18 protein-coding genes and 1 tRNA gene are annotated in these 15,800 nt (G+C 69.5%); 6 read left to right on the forward strand and 13 right to left on the reverse strand.

Translation table 11 applies throughout. From position 1 onward, the window contains the following. Positions 1-78: 78 nt before the first annotated feature. From FNH21_RS07970 to FNH21_RS07980, 3 genes are all read right to left on the reverse strand, one after another. A complete protein-coding gene (locus FNH21_RS07970) occupies positions 79-1,695 on the reverse strand; it encodes a DNA polymerase Y family protein (protein WP_338403188.1) in 1,617 nt (538 codons plus the stop codon). Next, complete coding sequence (locus FNH21_RS07975; protein WP_152813615.1) at positions 1,692-2,534, reverse strand: hypothetical protein; 843 nt, start codon at positions 2,532-2,534, stop codon at positions 1,692-1,694. The genes FNH21_RS07970 and FNH21_RS07975 overlap by 4 nt, the downstream gene beginning before the upstream one ends. Before the next feature lie 714 nt (positions 2,535-3,248). Further along, positions 3,249-3,641, reverse strand: coding sequence for a DUF5997 family protein (locus FNH21_RS07980; RefSeq protein ID WP_152813616.1), 393 nt, complete (start codon positions 3,639-3,641; stop codon positions 3,249-3,251). A gap of 70 nt (positions 3,642-3,711) precedes the next feature. On the opposite strand from FNH21_RS07980, the gene FNH21_RS07985 reads away from it, so the two are divergent. Next, positions 3,712-4,455 (forward strand): LysR family transcriptional regulator substrate-binding protein, encoded by a 744-nt coding sequence (locus FNH21_RS07985; protein WP_152813617.1) that lies wholly within the window; start codon positions 3,712-3,714, stop codon positions 4,453-4,455. Between the two features lie 23 nt (positions 4,456-4,478). Here FNH21_RS07985 and budC read toward each other — a convergent pair whose 3' ends face one another. The 3 genes from budC to FNH21_RS08000 all read right to left on the reverse strand — a co-directional run bounded on the left by budC (position 4,479) and on the right by FNH21_RS08000 (position 7,466). Beyond that, the gene (gene budC / locus FNH21_RS07990) at positions 4,479-5,270 is read right to left on the reverse strand and encodes a meso-2,3-butanediol dehydrogenase (protein ID WP_241742760.1); all 792 of its coding nucleotides are present in this window, start codon (positions 5,268-5,270) and stop codon (positions 4,479-4,481) included. A gap of 243 nt (positions 5,271-5,513) precedes the next feature. Further along, positions 5,514-6,914, reverse strand: coding sequence for a GntP family permease (locus FNH21_RS07995; protein ID WP_152813618.1), 1,401 nt, complete (start codon positions 6,912-6,914; stop codon positions 5,514-5,516). Between the two features lie 33 nt (positions 6,915-6,947). Beyond that, positions 6,948-7,466, reverse strand: a complete 519-nt coding sequence (locus FNH21_RS08000; RefSeq protein WP_152813620.1) for a gluconokinase — start codon at positions 7,464-7,466, stop codon at positions 6,948-6,950. 231 nt (positions 7,467-7,697) lie between these two features. On the opposite strand from FNH21_RS08000, the gene FNH21_RS08005 reads away from it, so the two are divergent. Further along, positions 7,698-8,417, forward strand: coding sequence for a FadR/GntR family transcriptional regulator (locus FNH21_RS08005; RefSeq protein ID WP_152813622.1), 720 nt, complete (start codon positions 7,698-7,700; stop codon positions 8,415-8,417). Between the two features lie 250 nt (positions 8,418-8,667). Here the strand turns inward: FNH21_RS08005 and FNH21_RS08010 are convergent, their stop codons facing one another. After that, on the reverse strand, positions 8,668-9,300 hold the full coding sequence (locus FNH21_RS08010; protein WP_241742762.1) for a GAF and ANTAR domain-containing protein: 633 nt from the start codon (positions 9,298-9,300) through the stop codon (positions 8,668-8,670). Between the two features lie 228 nt (positions 9,301-9,528). Further along, positions 9,529-10,023 (reverse strand): Dps family protein, encoded by a 495-nt coding sequence (locus tag FNH21_RS08015; RefSeq protein ID WP_055766079.1) that lies wholly within the window; start codon positions 10,021-10,023, stop codon positions 9,529-9,531. A gap of 217 nt (positions 10,024-10,240) precedes the next feature. Between FNH21_RS08015 and FNH21_RS08020 the strand changes: the two genes are divergently transcribed. Continuing rightward, positions 10,241-10,780: an SRPBCC family protein gene (locus tag FNH21_RS08020; RefSeq protein ID WP_338403209.1), complete on the forward strand. Its 540-nt coding sequence runs from the start codon at positions 10,241-10,243 to the stop codon at positions 10,778-10,780. 78 nt (positions 10,781-10,858) lie between these two features. Here FNH21_RS08020 and pstS read toward each other — a convergent pair whose 3' ends face one another. The 5 genes from pstS to FNH21_RS08040 form a co-directional block, all read right to left on the reverse strand. Next, positions 10,859-11,980, reverse strand: coding sequence for a phosphate ABC transporter substrate-binding protein PstS (gene pstS, locus FNH21_RS08025; RefSeq protein WP_338403189.1), 1,122 nt, complete (start codon positions 11,978-11,980; stop codon positions 10,859-10,861). A 95-nt stretch (positions 11,981-12,075) separates the two neighbouring features. Beyond that, positions 12,076-12,297, reverse strand: coding sequence for a hypothetical protein (locus FNH21_RS17060; protein ID WP_241742763.1), 222 nt, complete (start codon positions 12,295-12,297; stop codon positions 12,076-12,078). 100 nt (positions 12,298-12,397) lie between these two features. Beyond that, positions 12,398-13,195 carry an SDR family oxidoreductase gene (locus tag FNH21_RS08030; RefSeq protein WP_152813625.1) on the reverse strand — a complete coding sequence of 266 codons (798 nt, stop codon included), beginning with the start codon at positions 13,193-13,195 and terminating at the stop codon, positions 12,398-12,400. Between the two features lie 100 nt (positions 13,196-13,295). After that, the gene (locus tag FNH21_RS08035) at positions 13,296-13,757 is read right to left on the reverse strand and encodes an Hsp20/alpha crystallin family protein (protein ID WP_152814235.1); all 462 of its coding nucleotides are present in this window, start codon (positions 13,755-13,757) and stop codon (positions 13,296-13,298) included. 207 nt (positions 13,758-13,964) lie between these two features. Beyond that, positions 13,965-14,038: transfer RNA gene (locus tag FNH21_RS08040), tRNA-Val, on the reverse strand. A gap of 159 nt (positions 14,039-14,197) precedes the next feature. On the opposite strand from FNH21_RS08040, the gene FNH21_RS08045 reads away from it, so the two are divergent. The 3 genes from FNH21_RS08045 (at position 14,198) to FNH21_RS08055 (ending at position 15,793) form a co-directional block, all read left to right on the forward strand. Further along, positions 14,198-14,449, forward strand: coding sequence for a DUF2630 family protein (locus tag FNH21_RS08045; RefSeq protein WP_152813627.1), 252 nt, complete (start codon positions 14,198-14,200; stop codon positions 14,447-14,449). Further along, entirely contained in the window at positions 14,449-15,117 is a 669-nt protein-coding gene (locus FNH21_RS08050; protein WP_152813629.1) for a haloacid dehalogenase type II, read from the forward strand. Before FNH21_RS08045 ends, FNH21_RS08050 begins: the two co-directional genes overlap by 1 nt. A gap of 67 nt (positions 15,118-15,184) precedes the next feature. After that, complete coding sequence (locus FNH21_RS08055; protein ID WP_152813631.1) at positions 15,185-15,793, forward strand: flavodoxin family protein; 609 nt, start codon at positions 15,185-15,187, stop codon at positions 15,791-15,793. The last annotated feature ends 7 nt before the right edge of the window (positions 15,794-15,800 follow it).

Consider the following 15,800-nt stretch of genomic DNA (forward strand, 5'->3'; position numbering starts at 1 on the left):
CTGCGTGCTGCGTGTTGCTCGTGTGTTCGTGGTGGTGTCCCGCCGCGCTCCCGCGGGTGTCCGAGGCAGGGCTGGTCGTCAGTCGTAGCCGGCCTCGACCCACCAGGCATGGTCCTCGAGGAGTAGCAGCCAGGCAGATCCTGACTGGTCCACCAGCTGGAACCGGTCGAGCACCCGGCCTTTGCGGTCCCACCAGCGTTCGTTGATGGGCCACGGGCCGGCCCAGGAGTGCACGGCGTGCCGGCGGCCGTCCGGTCCTGTGCTGAAGAAGGCGGGGTCGGCGCTCAGGAGTCCGCGGGCGTCCACGTCCACCGGGTTGCCGCGGGAGTCGACGACGACGGCGGGAACCGGCTGGGCGTACACGGTGGCGGGGGCGGGCCCTGGAAGACGGCCTGGCCAGGGCTGATTCCGATCCTTCAGGGGGACGGCGGCAGCCTGCTGCTGACCGGCGGGTGCATCCCCCCAGGGGACGAAGACCCGACGGTCGGCCAGGAGACGCCCGCCGGCGACGATCGCGGTGAGCACGGCACCATGGCCCAGCATGCTCTGCACCCGGGCCAGGCCGTGATGGATCCCCTCGTCCGGGCCTGTACCCCAGAGCCCGTCGGCGTGGTCGCTGAGGTTCTCCACGATCTCGGGGATCACCTGCACGCGGGTGATGCCGGAGGTGAGGCCGTGGTCGGAGGCATTGGTCCCCTGGAGCTGCCAGCGCACGCGGTCCACGACGTCGTCGGCGTCGAACCAGCGCGGATGCTGCCACCGGCGCTCGGAAGCCTCACCGGATTCGGTGTGCAGCGAGACGTGCAGCGCGGTGCACACGAGCCCGGCCTCGCGGAGGGTGTCGACGAACTCACCTGCCCGTGACCTGAAGGCGAAGGCGAGCTGGTCGATCCGGGCGAGGGGCGGCTCGAAATCAGCGACGGTGTCCAGGTGGGGAGGTGGTGTGCGGGCCACGACACTGCGGTGGTCGAGCCCACTGGCCTGGCGGTGCGCGAGGGCTCCCTCGATGCCGAAGCGGTTGCGGACGTCGGAGGCCCTGAGGGCCGCGAAATCACCGAGCGAACGGATGCCGAGGCGCTTGAGCAGCACGGTGAGCTTGGGTTGTTCGAGGATCTCCAGCGGATAGCTGCCGAGGAACCAGGCCGAGCGGCCCGCGGGAATGACGACGAGCTGCTCGACGTCGTCGTCCAGCTGATCGGTGGCCTTGGCTGCCTGCTCGGCAGCGAACGGACCGTCGGCGATCCCGATCCGCACATCGGTGAGTCCCATGGCGGCGAGCGTCCGGAAGACCACGCGTGCAGCCTCGGACTCACTGCCGTAGTACCGCGACGGGCCCTTGGCCCTGATGGCGCAGAGTCCCGGGCGGACGACCTGGACCCCGGGCATGATCGCTTCCACCGCCGTGGTGACGGGTTCGAAGGTTCGTTCATCGAGCGAGGGGTCGTAGGGCAGGGGGACGAGATTCGTGCTGCGGGCCTGGGCCTCCCTGATGCGCAGTCCCCGTTTCACGCCGTCCTGCCGCGCCGCAGGGGAACATGCGAACACCTCACCACGGTCCACGAGGGCGAGGGGCGTCTCGGCAGGCAGGGCGTGTTCACGCAGTGCCGCGGTGATGGGCCAGTCGGGGCACCAGAACATCAGGGTGCGGGTGGCGTGGGCCGAACCGGCGGGCAGGGCTGGGAGAGCGGATGTCACGAGGACCTCACCAGCTGGGGTTCGAAGAGGGTGTGGGTGCCGGAGTCCTGTGCTCCCTGTGCTCCCTGTGCTCCCGGTGCTCCCGGTGCTCCCGGTGTGTACGTGGCCGAGGGCGCGGATCCGCCCGTCGGAGTGCCCTGCAGGTCGGCCAGCCCGACATAGGCGTGACGCAGCCGGCCCGAGGGCTGTGTCGCGGTGATCTTCATGCGCCGCGACCTCAGGTGTCCCGTCCCCGAGCCCAGGCCCTCCCAGGCACTCTCCGCCACGCCGAGTGTCGAATCGCTCTGCTTCCAGGACCCCAGGGTGATCAGCGCCGCGCCTCGCTGGCGGAGCCGCGCCTTCAGCCGGGCCCATTCGGTGGGGGCGAGGTGTTCCGGCGCCCTGGTCAGGACGATCGAGACGACGTCGACGAGGGCAGCCGTGACGGTGAGCCACTGTGATCCCGGGTCAGGCACCAGGATGAGGCGTTCGAGGTTGATGCCGAAGCCCTGGGCCGCCTCGACGCTGAAGTCAGGCAGGCCGATGACGCTGCACCAGGCGCCCGTCGCGGACGGGCCGGCGAGCAGGGCCATGGCGAGGGAGGTCGAGTTACGGACCGCGTAGGAGCCGCCGGACTGGAGACCTCCCCCCGGCAGGATCCGGGCGAGGGCAGGAACCGTGGGCAGCCGCCGGGAATCGAGCGTGACGGCCTGCATGCTGTTGATGCGGGACTGGAGCCCGAGGGCGATCTCTGCTGCGGACCCACCTGGACGGCCGGTGGGTTCCGGACGTGACGATCCCCCGAGGTCGGGTGAGGGCTCATCCCATTCGAGGGCATGGCCGGCAGGTGGAGGCGTCACCCGTTAATATTCGAATACGTGTTCGATTAAGTCAATCGGCGCGCCTCCGCAGGAATGTGCCTTTCCTGTGGTAGGGCGCGACTCTCTTCGCAAACGGACCGGGCCTCCTCGACAGGGAGGCCCGCAGCGGTTCGGCGGAGAACTCGATGGTAGGGAGGGCCTCTGACGATCCTGCATCGGCGGCGCCCGAGAAGCCCGTGGCGACCGTCCGGAGCCGCAGGACAGCAGGACGTGCATGACCCGCTCATGGGGCTCCACTTCCGGAGGCAGAGGGCAACCAGCTCGGGCACGCAGGCAGGCACGCGGCAGGCAGGCACGCGGAAGGCGGGCGGAAGGCGGGCAGAGGGCATGCAGACGGGCGGCAGGCGGGCAGAGGGCACGCAGACAGGCGGCAAGCGGCAGGCGGGCAGAGGGCATGCAGACGGGCGGCAGGCGGGCAGAGGGCACGCAGACAGGCGGCAAGCGGCAGGCGGGCAGAGGGCATGCAGACGGGCGGCAAACGGCAGGCGGGCAGAGGGCACGCAGACGAGCGGCACGCTGGCAGGCACGAGGGCACGCAGACGAGCGGACGGGCAGGAGTCGATGGACATCAGCCGACCTGCACGCGATGAGCCGGCAGCCATGCAGCCATGTATGCCCGGCGGCGTTCGATCCTCACTCCTGGGACACGCCCGGGTCAGGCAGGGGCCGCTTGTGCTGCCCCGCAGGGAGGGGTCAGGCGTCGGAGGCCGTGCGCGCGGCGTCGCGCTCCTTGACCCGTGCCGCCTCCGCACGCACCGCCGCCTGCGTGGACCGCTCCGAGACCAGCCAGGCCGGCGGCTCCTGCAGCAGGGTGGTGATCTCCTCGCTCGTCAGGGGATCGGTGATGCCGCCGCGGGCGAGTCCCCCGATCGAGATGCCGAGCTTCTGTGCGACGACGGGGCGCGGATGCGGCCCGGTGCGGCGCAGTTCGGCCAGCCATTCAGGCGGTGTCTGCTGGAGCTCGTTGAACTCCGCGCGCGTCAGCTCGGTCTCCTGGAAGTCCTGGGGCGCGGCGGGCAGGTAGATTCCCAGTTTCTTGGCCGCGGTGGCGGGCTTCAGGGTCTGGGGCGTCTTCGCGGGAGTCATGGATCCAGCTTAACGGTCGTGTGGCAGGCAGCCATGATCGGCCGCTCCCGCTACGCGCTACTGTGATCAGATGCCCACCGATCAGCCCAGAAACCTCTCCGTGGGCTTCGTGCCGGGCGTCACGCCGGGCAAGTGGGTGGCCCGCTGGCGTGAGCGGCACCCGGCCGTCCCCCTTGACCTGCACCAGCATGACGACGACGCCCTGGTGGCACTGCGGGAGGGGGCCGACGACGTCGTGTTCGTCCGCCTGCCCGTGGACAGGGAGGGGATTCACCTGATCCCCCTGTACGAGGAACAGCCCGTTGCCGTGATGTCGCGGGAGAACGAGCTGTCCCTCTACGAGGACATCCCCGCCGGGGAACTCGATGGGGAGACCCTGCTCGACGTCGCGGAGTGCGGCGGCCCGAGGACGGCGGTGGAGGTCGCGGCGTCGGGCGCCGGCGTCGTGATCCTCCCGATGTCCCTCGCCCGCCTCCACGCGCGGAAGGACGCCGTGCACCGCCCGGTGGAGGGTGTCCCGACCACCACGATCGGGATCGCATGGCGTGTGGAGGACGAGTCCGACGACGTCGAGGAGTTCATCGGGATCGTCCGCGGCAGGACGGCCCGCAGCTCCCGCCAGCCATCCCAGCGGGAGGCGCCGAAGAAATCGGCGTCCCAAAAGGCCGCCGAGAAATCTGCGAAGAACGCCGACACCGCCTCGAAGAACACCGGAGGGGGAGCGGCACGGAAGGGCGGGTCCGCGCAGAAGGGCAGCAGGACACCGCAGAACAGGCAGTCCCGGCCACCGGGCTCCCGGGGGAAGCGCCGCTAGCAGGCGAGTTTGCCCGGTCCCGGTCAGGCCTGCGCGGGCTGTCCGTTGCTGGCCATGGTGCCGCCGTCCACCGGGAGGACGACGCCGGTGATGAACCCGGCGTCGTCACTCGCGAGGAAGGTGATGGCTGCTGCCACCTCGTCAGGGAGCCCTCCGCGTCCGAGGGCGATGCGCCGGGCGAACTCGTCGTCGAGCTCGTGCGGTTCGCCGTCCTCGCTGGTGAGGTCCGTCCAGACGAAGCCCGGGGCCACCGCATTGACGCGGACGCCGTCGCGCCCGTGGTCGAGGGCCACGGCGCGCGTGAAATTGCTGACGCCTCCCTTGGCGGCGTTGTAGGCGCTCATGCGCCAGTCCCCGGCGAGTCCGGACACGGAGGAGACGTTGACGATGCAGCCCCTGCTGTCCAGCAGGTGGGCCAGGGCCGCCTTCGTCCCGTAGAACACGCCGGAGAGGTCGGTATCGAGCACGCGGTGCCAGTCCTCGACGCTCGTGTCCTGCACCGTGCCCTGCGTGATGGTCCCCGCGTTGTTGACGAGGACGTCGAGCTGTCCGAAGCGATCCACGGTGGCCTGCACCATGGCTGCGACCTGGTCGTAGTCGCAGGAGTCCGCGGGAAGTGCCACCGCCCGGCCCTCGGGCAGCGAGGCCACGACCGCGTCGATCTTCTCGGCGACCGAATCGGTGAGCACCACCCGGGCACCCTCGGCGACGAAGCGCCGCGCCGTCGCCTCGCCGATGCCGGACCCGGCCCCGGTCACGATGACCACCCTGTCCTCGAACCGCTGCATCGCGGTTCCTGCCTCCGGTGCATCCATGGGTCATCCACTCCTCGTCCACTCGTCACGCGTCGGCCACCGGTCCGCCGTCGGAATCCCTCCCGCGCAGACCGTACCGGGTCCTGATGACCCGTCATCGACGGTGGCATCCGTCCTTCCGGGCGCACAAGGCATCGATCCGTCCCCCGATCCGCGGTGTCACCTGCTACGCGGACGGCACGACGACGTGACAGGGGCCCGCCCGCAGGTTGCGGACGGGCCCCTGTCGACGTCGTTCGCGCGTCAGCCGAGGGAGGCGAGGGAGAACACCGCTGCAGCGATGGCGAAGCCCATGACGCCGATGGTCGTCTCCATCACGGTCCAGGTCTTCAGGGTGGTCTTGACGTCCATGTTGAGGAAGCGGCCCACGAGCCAGAAACCGGAGTCGTTGACGTGGCTCGCCACGACCGACCCACCGGCCACGGCGACCACGAGGGCTGCGAGTTGCAGCGCGTTGTAGTCGCCGGCGAGGATCGCGGGCGAGATCAGGCTGGCCGCCGTGGTCAGGGCCACGGTCGCGGAGCCCTGGGCGATGCGGAGGATCGCAGCGATGAGGAAGCCGGCCAGGATCAGCGGGATGCCGAGGTCCCCGAGGACGTCGGCGAGGGCGTCGCCGATACCGCTCGTCCGGAGCACTCCACCGAACATGCCGCCGGCCCCGGTGATGAGGATGACGGAGCAGACGGGACCGAGTGCGGCCTCGAGAGTGCTCTCGAGCACCGTCTTGTCGATCCCGCGCCTGCGTCCGAGGACGTAGGAGGCGACCAGCAGCGAGATGAGCAGGGCCACGGGGGTCTCCCCGAGGGTACGGAGGACCTGGAACCAGGCCTGGTCGGTGAGGCTCTCGTCGAAGGCGCCGGAGCGGGCCGCGGTATTGAGCCCCGTGTTGAGGAAGATCAGCACGAGCGGGAGCAGGAGGATCCCCACGACGGTGCCGAACTTCGGGGGGTTCGCCTCGGCGTGCTCGTCAGCGGTACCGAGGAGCTCGGGCACGGGGAGCACGTACTTCTTCCCGGCCCAGATCCCGTAGAGGTAGGAGGTGACGTACCAGGTCGGGATGGCCGCGACGAGGCCCACCATGATCACGATGCCCACGTTCGCTTCGAAGAACTCGGATGCCGCGACCGGTCCCGGGTGCGGCGGCACGAAGATGTGCATCACGGAGAAGGCACCCGCTGCGGGCAGGCCGTACCGCAGGACACCCCCGCCGAGCCGGCGTGCGACGGAGAAGACGATGGGCAGCATGACCACGAGCCCGGCGTCGAAGAAGATGGGGAAGCCGAAGATCAGGGAGGCGACGCCGAGCGCGAAGGGCGCACGATTCTCGCCGAAGACGCGGATCAGGTAGTCCGCGAGGACCTTCGCCCCGCCACTGGTTTCGACGAGGCGGCCGAGCATGGCGCCGAGTCCCACGAGGAGCGCGACGGCGCCCAGGGTCGAGCCGAAGCTCCCCACGAGGACGGTGACGATCTGCGAGGTGGGGATCCCGGTCGCGAAGGCCGTCACGAGGCTGATGATGATCAGCGAGACGAACGCGTGGATCCGGAGCTTGATGATCAGGAACAGCAGGACGACGATCGCGGCTGCGGCGATCAGGAGGAGTGGACCGGCGGTGAGGCTCTGGGTCCAGCCTTCGATGGGCATGGTGGTTCTCCGTCGAACGGGGTGGGTGGGGGACTAGGTGCTGTGCAGGTCGAGCCGGGCGATGACCTCGGCGACGACCTCGTCGGGCGTGCCGGTGTTCTCGATGCGCACGCCCTGCTCGTCGGGCTCCAATGGCTCGAGGGTGCTGATCTGCGAGGGCAGGAGCGACTCGGGCATGAAATGGCCGCTCCGCGTCTTCATCCGATCCAGGATCAGGTCGGTGTCGCCGAGGAGGTGCACGAAGCGGACGTCGCCGTCCGCCCCGGTGAGGATGTCACGGTAGGACCGTCGGAGAGCCGAACAGGTCACGACGGTGCTCAGCCCCGCGTGTGCCTGCTCCGTCAGCCATGTCCGCATCGACTCGAGCCAGGGCCAGCGGTCCTCGTCGGTGAGCGCGATGCCCGAGGTCATCTTCGTGATGTTCTCGGGAGGATGGAAATCATCCGCCTCGGCGAAGACCCAGCCGAGTTGTTCGGCCAAACGGGTGGCGATGGTCGTCTTGCCGGATCCGGAGATCCCCATCACGACCACGTGGTGTGGGTGCGCGTCCATACTGACTCCCTCGTCGATGCGATGCGATGCGATGCGATGCGATGCGATGCGGCGACCTGCTGTGCCGCTCTGCCGTGCCGAACCCTGACGAGCCGTGCGCGACAGGTCACGGCTCTGCGTCGTGCACAGCAAAGGTAATACCTTTGGGTGGGCAAAGGTACTACTTTTGTTGAGCCGTGCGCTCTAGAGTGGGACGACCGGCGGAGCAGCCGGAACACATCGAGGAGGAGCATGACGGCGCAGCCGGTTCCGGCCGGGAGGAACGCGGGTGTGGCGACCGTCCTCACCACCCACATCATCGACGCGCTCGGACAGGACATCGCCGACGGCGTGCTGGCAGAGGGTGCCCGCCTGACGATCGAGGGTCTCCAGCAGCGTTTCGGCGTCTCCCGCACCGTGGTGCGGGACTGCATGCGGGTCCTGGAGTCGATGCACCTGATCGTGCCGAAGCGACGGCTCGGACTCGTGGTGCAGGCTCCGGCGAGCTGGAACGTCTACGACGCCCGGGTGATCCGGTGGCGCCTGAACGGGCCGGGCCGCGCCGGCCAGTTCCGCTCGCTGACGCACCTTCGCCGTGCCGTCGAACCCGTGGCGGCGGCGCTCGCCGCAGAGCATGCCTCGTCCGACCAGCGGCTGCGCCTCCTCGACCTCGGACGGGACCTGCGCCGGCTCGGCGAGAACGGCGACCTCGAGGAGTTCCTGGCCGTGGACATCGAGTTCCACACGCTCATCCTGGAATCCAGTGGCAACGAGATGTTCCTCGCCCTCCAGGGGGTGATCGCGGAGGTGCTCTCCGGCCGGACGCACCAGGGACTCATGCCGCACCATCCCAAGGAACATGCACTCCGGACCCACGAGCAGGTGGCCGAGGCGATCAGCAGCGGTCGTCCGACCGCGGCGGAGACGGGCATGGCATCGCTCCTGGCCGAAGTGCGCAGCGCCATCGAGTAAGGCCTCGATCGGGGTCGACCCCGGATCAGGGCCGGTCCGGGCCGAGCACAGGGACCGGCGGACGGGCCCATGGTCCGGACGGACGGGCGGGCGGACGGGCGGGCGGACGGGCGGGCGGACGGGCGGACGGGCGGGCGGACGGGCGACACTCACGGGTCGAAGTGCGTCTCCGGTTCCACCTGCCCGATCGAGGCGACCACCGAGGCGGCGATGTCCCGGACCTTCTGGTTGCGGCTGCTGGACACCGTCGTCAGGATGGCGAAGGCTTCCGCTGGCTGCACCGGTTCTGCGCCATGATGATGCCGATCGCGATGTCGATCGCCGTGCGGGATTTCATCGCGGACTTCAGGTCGGACACGGAATCCGCGTGCTGCGCGAGCCGCACCGCGAGTGTCAGCGCCTTCGAGGTCTGGGCGACGAAGGCCTCGGCCGTCGCGACGTCCTCGGGTTCGAAGCCGCCCCGGTCCGCCGCGTACACGTTCAGTGCGGCACGAGCACCGGATCGGAGCGTGAAGGGCACGGCCAGGATCGAACCGACGCCCCGCTCTGCGGCCTGGGCGAGATAGTCGCTCCACCGTTCGTCGGTGCTGGTGTCGGCGACCAGGATGGTCCGCTGCTCCTCGCACGCCGTGAGGCAGGGCCCTTCACTGAACGAGGCCTGGAGTTCGTCGAGCTCCTGGGCCTGAGCGTTGCTGCTCGCGACGGTGCCGGCATGCTTGTTGCGCAGCAGGGTGATGCCGCACAGGGTCTCGGCGGCTCCTTCGAACAGTCGGGATGCCGCGAACCGCGCGAACTCGCTCAGGAACTCCTCGACGTCGTCGCTGACGAGGAGGAGGTCCTGGAGGTGATCGGTGAGGTTCTGCCCGGCGACCTGATCGGCCATGGAGTTTGATCCCGTTTCGTCCAGCCACCGGGCCGCACGTGCATCGCACCCCTTGCGGGCGTCCGGACGTCCTCCGGAACCGATACACAGACCCAGGGCATGTGTGATCGGCCTTTTGCTAGACCATTAGTCAGCCTACATAGTACAAGAGTCCGTCCCCCGCCCCCGGACAGGGGAGGGGAGGCACCGATGGGTGCCTCCCCTTCTGACGGGACCGGGTCCTGCGGGTCAGACCGTGGCGTGATCCGTACCGACCGGCGTGACGACCTCGGCGGTGGGTTCCATGTTCTCGGCGTCGACCATCCACGCATACTGCTCGAGCTTGGCGATGAAGCCGTGCAGGAGGTCCGCGGTGGTGGGATCCTCCTCGTCGATCTGGTCGTGCACATCGCGCATCGTCTTCACGGAGGCGTTCAGCATGCGCACCACGAGACCCACGGTGTCCTTCGTGGAGACGAGGCCTGCAGGGAAGGGATCGATCTTGGTGCCCTCGGCGACGGCGACGCTGCGCCCGTCGGGAACGGCGTGCAGCGCACGCATGCGCTCGGCCATCTCGTCGGCGAAGGCGCGGGCGTCGTCGATGATCTCGTCCAGCTGCAGGTGGAGGTCGCGGAAGTTCTTGCCGACCACGTTCCAGTGGGCCTGCTTGCCCTGCAGATGGAGCTCGATGAGGTCGACCAGGACGGCCTGCATGTTGTCTGTGAGGGTGGGTGAAGCCTTCATGAATCCTCCAGTGCTAGAGAAATATCCGCCTCCCGCAGGCGCATCGAACGTGCCGATTCCTGCCGGGTGGACTCCTTTCACACTAGTCCCGCGCGTTGGCCAAATCCAACCGATCTGCCTACGCTAAGGGAACTTACGGTTCGGCCGTGCGCGATACCCGGAAACGGGTTATGCATGGCCCCCGGAGTCTCTACGAAGGAGGAACGCTTTGGCTTCAGTGCAGGAATCTATCGACGTAGCAGTACCGGTCAGCACGGCCTACAACCAGTGGACGCAGTTCGAGAGCTTCCCGCAGTTCATGGGGGGCGTCGATTCCATCACGCAGACCTCGGACACCCACACCCACTGGGTGACGAGCATCGGCGGCGTCAAGCGGGAGTTCGACGCGGAGATCACCGAGCAGCACCCGGACGAGCGCGTGGCGTGGAAGAGCACCGACGGCGAGTCCCACGCGGGTGTGGTGACCTTCCACCGCCTCGACCAGAACACCACGCGCCTCATGGTGCAGATCGACTGGCACCCGGAGACCTTCACCGAGAAGATCGGTGCCGTGGTCAACGCCGACACCGCGCAGGTGAAGGGTGACCTCAAGCGCTTCAAGGAGTTCATCGAGAAGAGCGGCGGGGAGACCGGCGCATGGCGCGGGGACGTCGCGGCACCGCCCACCGGCGGGACCACGGAAGCGATCCCGGCGAACGGCACGCTGCCGGACACGTCCACGAACGACCCGGATTCGGGCGGCCCGCGCGTCGGCTGATGCGGGAGGACGGCCGCGGGAACAGCGGCCCTGTACGGAGAGAGGGCGGATCCCCCGGGGGTCCGCCCTCCCGTACGCCTAGGGGATCTCCCCAACCTCGATCGTGGCGATGGCCTCGGTGGCCTGCTGGGACAGCTCGGCCGAGAGCGGGGAGCTCTTCGCGGCATCGGCCGCCTCGGCCTGGCCCTCCGGACTGACGGCGTACGTCCCGAAGGCGCGCACGACATCGGCCGTGGCCTGGTTCTCGTAGCGGCTGCAGTACACGTGGTATGAGACCAGGACGAGCGGGTAGACTCCCGCGGCGGTGGTGGTGCGGTCGAGGTCGAGGGCGACATCGTGGTCAGCCCGGCCCGGGACGCGCGCGGCGAGGTCGACGGCGGCGGCCGCGCCTTCCGCACTCACGGGGACGTAGTCGTCGCCGACCTTCAGTGCGACGCGGCCGAGCGGACCTCCGACGGAGGAGTCGTCCGCGTAGGTCACTGCACCGACGGTCCCCGCGACGGTGCTGACCACGCCTGCGTTGCCCTTGGCGTTCTCGTTGTCGAGTCCCGAGGGCCAGGCGCCGTCGGGCTCGTCGGTCCAGATCCCGGGCACCACGGCGTGCAGGTAGTCCGTGAAGTTCTCGGTGGTCCCGGAGTCGTCGGACCTGCTGACGGCGGAGATCGGCAGGGACGGGAGGGCGACGTCGTTCTGCGCGGCGATCGCCGGATCGTCCCAGGTGGTGATCTCCCCGCGGAAGATCCGTGCCACCGTGTCGGCGTCGAGGTCGAGTCGGGTGATGCCGGGCAGGTTGAAGGCGACGCTGATCGGGGAGACATAGGCGGGGATGTTGAAGGCTCCTCCCGGACCGCACGCCTCCATGGACTCCGCGAGCTCCTCGTCGCTCAGGTAGGCGTCGGAGCCGGCGAAGCCGACGGCCCCCGCGAGCAGCGCACCGCGGCCCGCGCCCGAACCGTCCGGGGAGTACTGCACCTGTGCCTTCGGGTAGAGCGTGGCGAAGCCCGAGCGCCAGGCGTCCATCGCCGGTCCCTGCGCCGAGGACCCGGAGGCGGTCACGGCGCCCTGCAGGCTCGCATCCCCCCGCTGCGCTGCTGCCTCCTGCTCCGCGCCCAACGGGTAGTCGGAACCGCAGGCGGCCGATCCGACGACGACGGCGACGGCAGCGGCGGCGATGGGCAGGGACGTGGCGCGGCTTCTCACCGGAGCTACGTTACAGGTGGCGGGAAGGTTGCCCCAAGGTGAACGGGAAGTGGACGGGAGGTGGGCGGGGAGGTTGACCGCTGCCTCCCGGAGCGTCAGCCCCGGTGCAGTCGGTAGCCGTCTGCCCGGTGCACGAGGCGTCGTCCCGCACCGTCGTTGAGGTGGATCCAGACGATGGAGGCGTCGTCGGTCCGCATGTCCAGGACGCCGCGGAGCTGGGTGCCCGCCGGGTGGTGCAGGGTGATGCGTTCGCCATGCCTGAAGCCGGACCAGTCCTGGGCCTCGGGCTCGGTGGCGGGGATGGGGGAGGTGTCCATGGCGTGGCCTTTCGGGTGACGGGATCCTCACGGTAGCCATGGCCGCTGAACGCGGCATGAACGCACCCTGAAAGTTCCTCCTCCACCTGCCCCTGCATGGTCAGAGCGTGCGCCACTCCCCGCTGGTGAGGTGTGAACCGGCCTGCGGTCCCATGAGGAGCATCCCGCCGTCGACGACGAACGAGGCACCGTTGACGTAGCTGGAGGCGCCCGATGCGAGGAAGGCGACGACGGCGGCGATCTCCTCGGGCGCTCCGGGCCGGCCGAGCGGTATGCCCGGGCGGTCCATCGCGCGGGGGTCCTGGTCCTCGGAATCGTTCATGGGGGTGTTGATCTCGCCCGGCAGCACGGCATTGGCGGTGATGCCGCGGTCGGCGAGTTCGAGGGCGATGGTCCGGATGAGGCCACCGAGGCCGTGCTTGGAGGCATTGTACGCGGCTGACCCGACGCGGGGCTGTTCCTGGTGCACGCTCGTGACGGCGATGATGCGCCCGCCCCGTCCGCCGTCGATCATGTGCCGGGCGGCCCGCTGGATGCAGACGAAGGCTCCGTCCAGGTTCGCGCCGAGGGTGCCGCGCCAGGTGTCCCAGTCGGTCTCCATGAACAGGGTGCCGCCGTTGACGCCGGCATTGTTGACGAAGACGTCGAGGCCGCCGAGCTCACGCGCCAGCTGGTCGACGACGTCCCCGCAGGCAGGTGCATCGGTGGTGTCCAGCTGCGCTACGGCGGCCGTGACGCCCTGCGCCCGGACGAGCCGCGCGGTCTCCTCGGCGCCTTCCTGGTCGGAGTGCCAGGTGACGCCGATGTTGCAGCCCGCCGTCGCGAGGGCGACGGCAGTGGCACGGCCGATCCCTGAGTCGGAGCCGGTGACGATTGCCGAGGTGGGTGTGAAGTCCATGCTCCATCCTCCGCACGGCTGCGGAAGACCCGCAAGGAGAATCTCGGAGCGCCCCAGTACCCCCGGAACGTTGCCCGGGGGTACGGGGATGGGGACTGCGCTACGCCTCGACGGCTCCCTGATGAGCTGCACGGCCCTCGACCGCGGTCGACTCGACCGATGCGGCGGACTCGCCCGTCACGACCTCGATCTTGCGCGGCTTTGCGCGCTCACTGACGGGGATGGTCACGCTCAGCACGCCGTTCTCGTAGCGGGCGGCGATGCCCTCGGTGTCGATGCCCTGACCGAGATTGAGCTGGCGGAGGAAGGAACCGCTCTCCCGCTCACGGGTCAGCCACTTGACGCCCTCGGTCCCGCGCAGGGTGCGCTCGGCGCGGATGGTGAGGAGCTGGCCGTCGACGTCGATGTCGACCGAGCCGGGATCGATGCCGGGAAGATCCGCGGCGAGGACGTAGTGGTCCTTCTCCCGGTACAGGTCCATCGGCATGAGACGGAGTCCGGGTCGGTTCTCCAGCAGGGCGCCGGCGACACGGTCCAGCTCGCGGAACGGATCAAATTTCATGGCCACGGGAAACAACTCCTTCGTGTGAACCACCGGCAGGTGGTGTTCTCTCCTTCGTAGTTGAGCGCCCTCCGCTCAACTACGAAAAATGTTAGCACTCGACCCCGGAGAGTGCTGGCACCGAACTGTTCGCCCAGGACGAACGGGGTGGATACGCAGAAGGCCCGCACCGACGTGTCGGTACGGGCCTTCTGCTCGATGTCCTCGTGCCTGCGCGGGGCCTCGATCCCCGGGCCTTCCGCGTGTGAAGCGGATGCTCTACCAGACTGAGCTACACAGGCAATTGGTTCTCCAACAGCTTAGGGCATCGCGGCGTGGCGCCAAATTCCGCCCCGGCCCGGCCGCGGCGGCCCGGCGGATGCTGGTCATCGATCCGGCCCGTCAGTAGCCTGAACGAAGGGCCGGCCGTGCCGGCGCTCCGACCACGAAGGGACTTCACCATGGACGACCAGGACATCCTCCAGCGCATCCAGGCACTCGTTCAGGAGGAGCACGAGCTCCGCGACCAGCCCCAGGACGCCGGTGACGGGGCAGCGCACCAGGACCACGCGACGCGGCTGAAGAAGGTCGAGGAGGACCTGGACCAGTGCTGGGACCTCCTCCGGCAGCGGCGCGCCAAGGCCGACGCCGGGGAGAACCCCGCCGATGCCGATGCCCGGCCCATCAGCCAGGTGGAGGGGTACCGCCAGTAATGGCCCTGCCCCTCGTGCTGTTCGACGTCAACGGGACCCTCTCCGACATGGGCCGGATGACTCAGCACGTCGAGGAGATCGGGGCGCCGCCGCAGCTGGCGGGGCTGTGGTTCGCCACCGTCCTCCGTGACGGGTTCGCGCTCACGGCGGCGGGGGAGAACCCCGCCTTCCGAGCTGTCGCGGAGGGCGCCCTGCGGGTGGTGCTCGCGGGCCAGGTGCTCAACCGGGACGTCGACGACGCCGTGGCCCACATCCTGACGGCGATGCAGCAGCTGCCCGTCCACCCCGACGTCGCCGATGGCATCCGCGGCCTCACCGCAGCGGGTTTCGAGCTCGCCGCCCTGACCAACGGTGCGGCGACGACAGCGTCGGGCCTGCTCGAGCGCGCCGGTGTCCGTGACGCCTTCGCGGCGGTCCTGTCCGTCGAGGACGGGCCGGGCTGGAAGCCCGCCGCGGGCGCCTACACCCATGCCCTCGCCGCCCTGGGACGGGGCGCGGACGACGTCGTCCTCGTCGCCGCGCACCCCTGGGACATCGACGGCGCCTCGCGCGCCGGCCTCCGGACCGCCTGGCTCAACCGCGATGCCTCGCCCTACCCCTCCGCCATGGTGCCCCCGGATCACGAGGTGGCGCAGCTCGGCGATCTGCTGTCGGCCCTGCGCACCTGACACCGGCGTCCCCACCCGAGGCCGGTGCAACGGCTCGGACCCGACCCGCATCCTTCGAAGGAGAACCATGAGCGACCTCACCGCATTCGCCCTCATCTGCAGCCTCACCCCGTCCCCCGAACCGTCGAGCTCCGACCTCATGGCGCAGCACATCCTCGACCAGTTCGCGGCTCACGGCGTCGTGACCTCGAGCGCCAGGGTGGTCGACCACCACGTGGCGCCGGGAGTCCGGAAGGACATGGGTGACGGCGACGAGTGGCCGGTGCTGCGGGAGAAGATCCTCGCCGCGGACATCCTCGTGCTGTCCACGCCGATCTGGGTGGGGCACCCCTCCAGCCTCGCGCAGCGCGTCATGGAGCGGCTCGATGCGGACATCGCCGAGACGGACGAGGAGGGCCGGCCCGTCATGGCCGGGAAGGTGGCGGTCGTCGCGGTCGTGGGCAACGAGGACGGCGCCCACAAGACGGTCGCCGACATGATGCAGGGCCTCAACGACATCGGCTTCTCACTCCCGTCGCAGGGCTCGACGTACTGGGTGGGCGAGGCGATGCAGGCCGTCGACTTCAAGGACCTCGCACAGGTGCCCGATGCCGTCGCCACCACGACGGCGGGCGTGGTGCGCAACGCCCAGCACCTCGCCACCCTGCTGCGCCGGGAGAACTTCCCGCTCGAATAAGCGGCAT

This window comes from Arthrobacter bussei (assembly GCF_009377195.2).
GTDB lineage: Bacteria > Actinomycetota > Actinomycetes > Actinomycetales > Micrococcaceae > Arthrobacter_D > Arthrobacter_D bussei.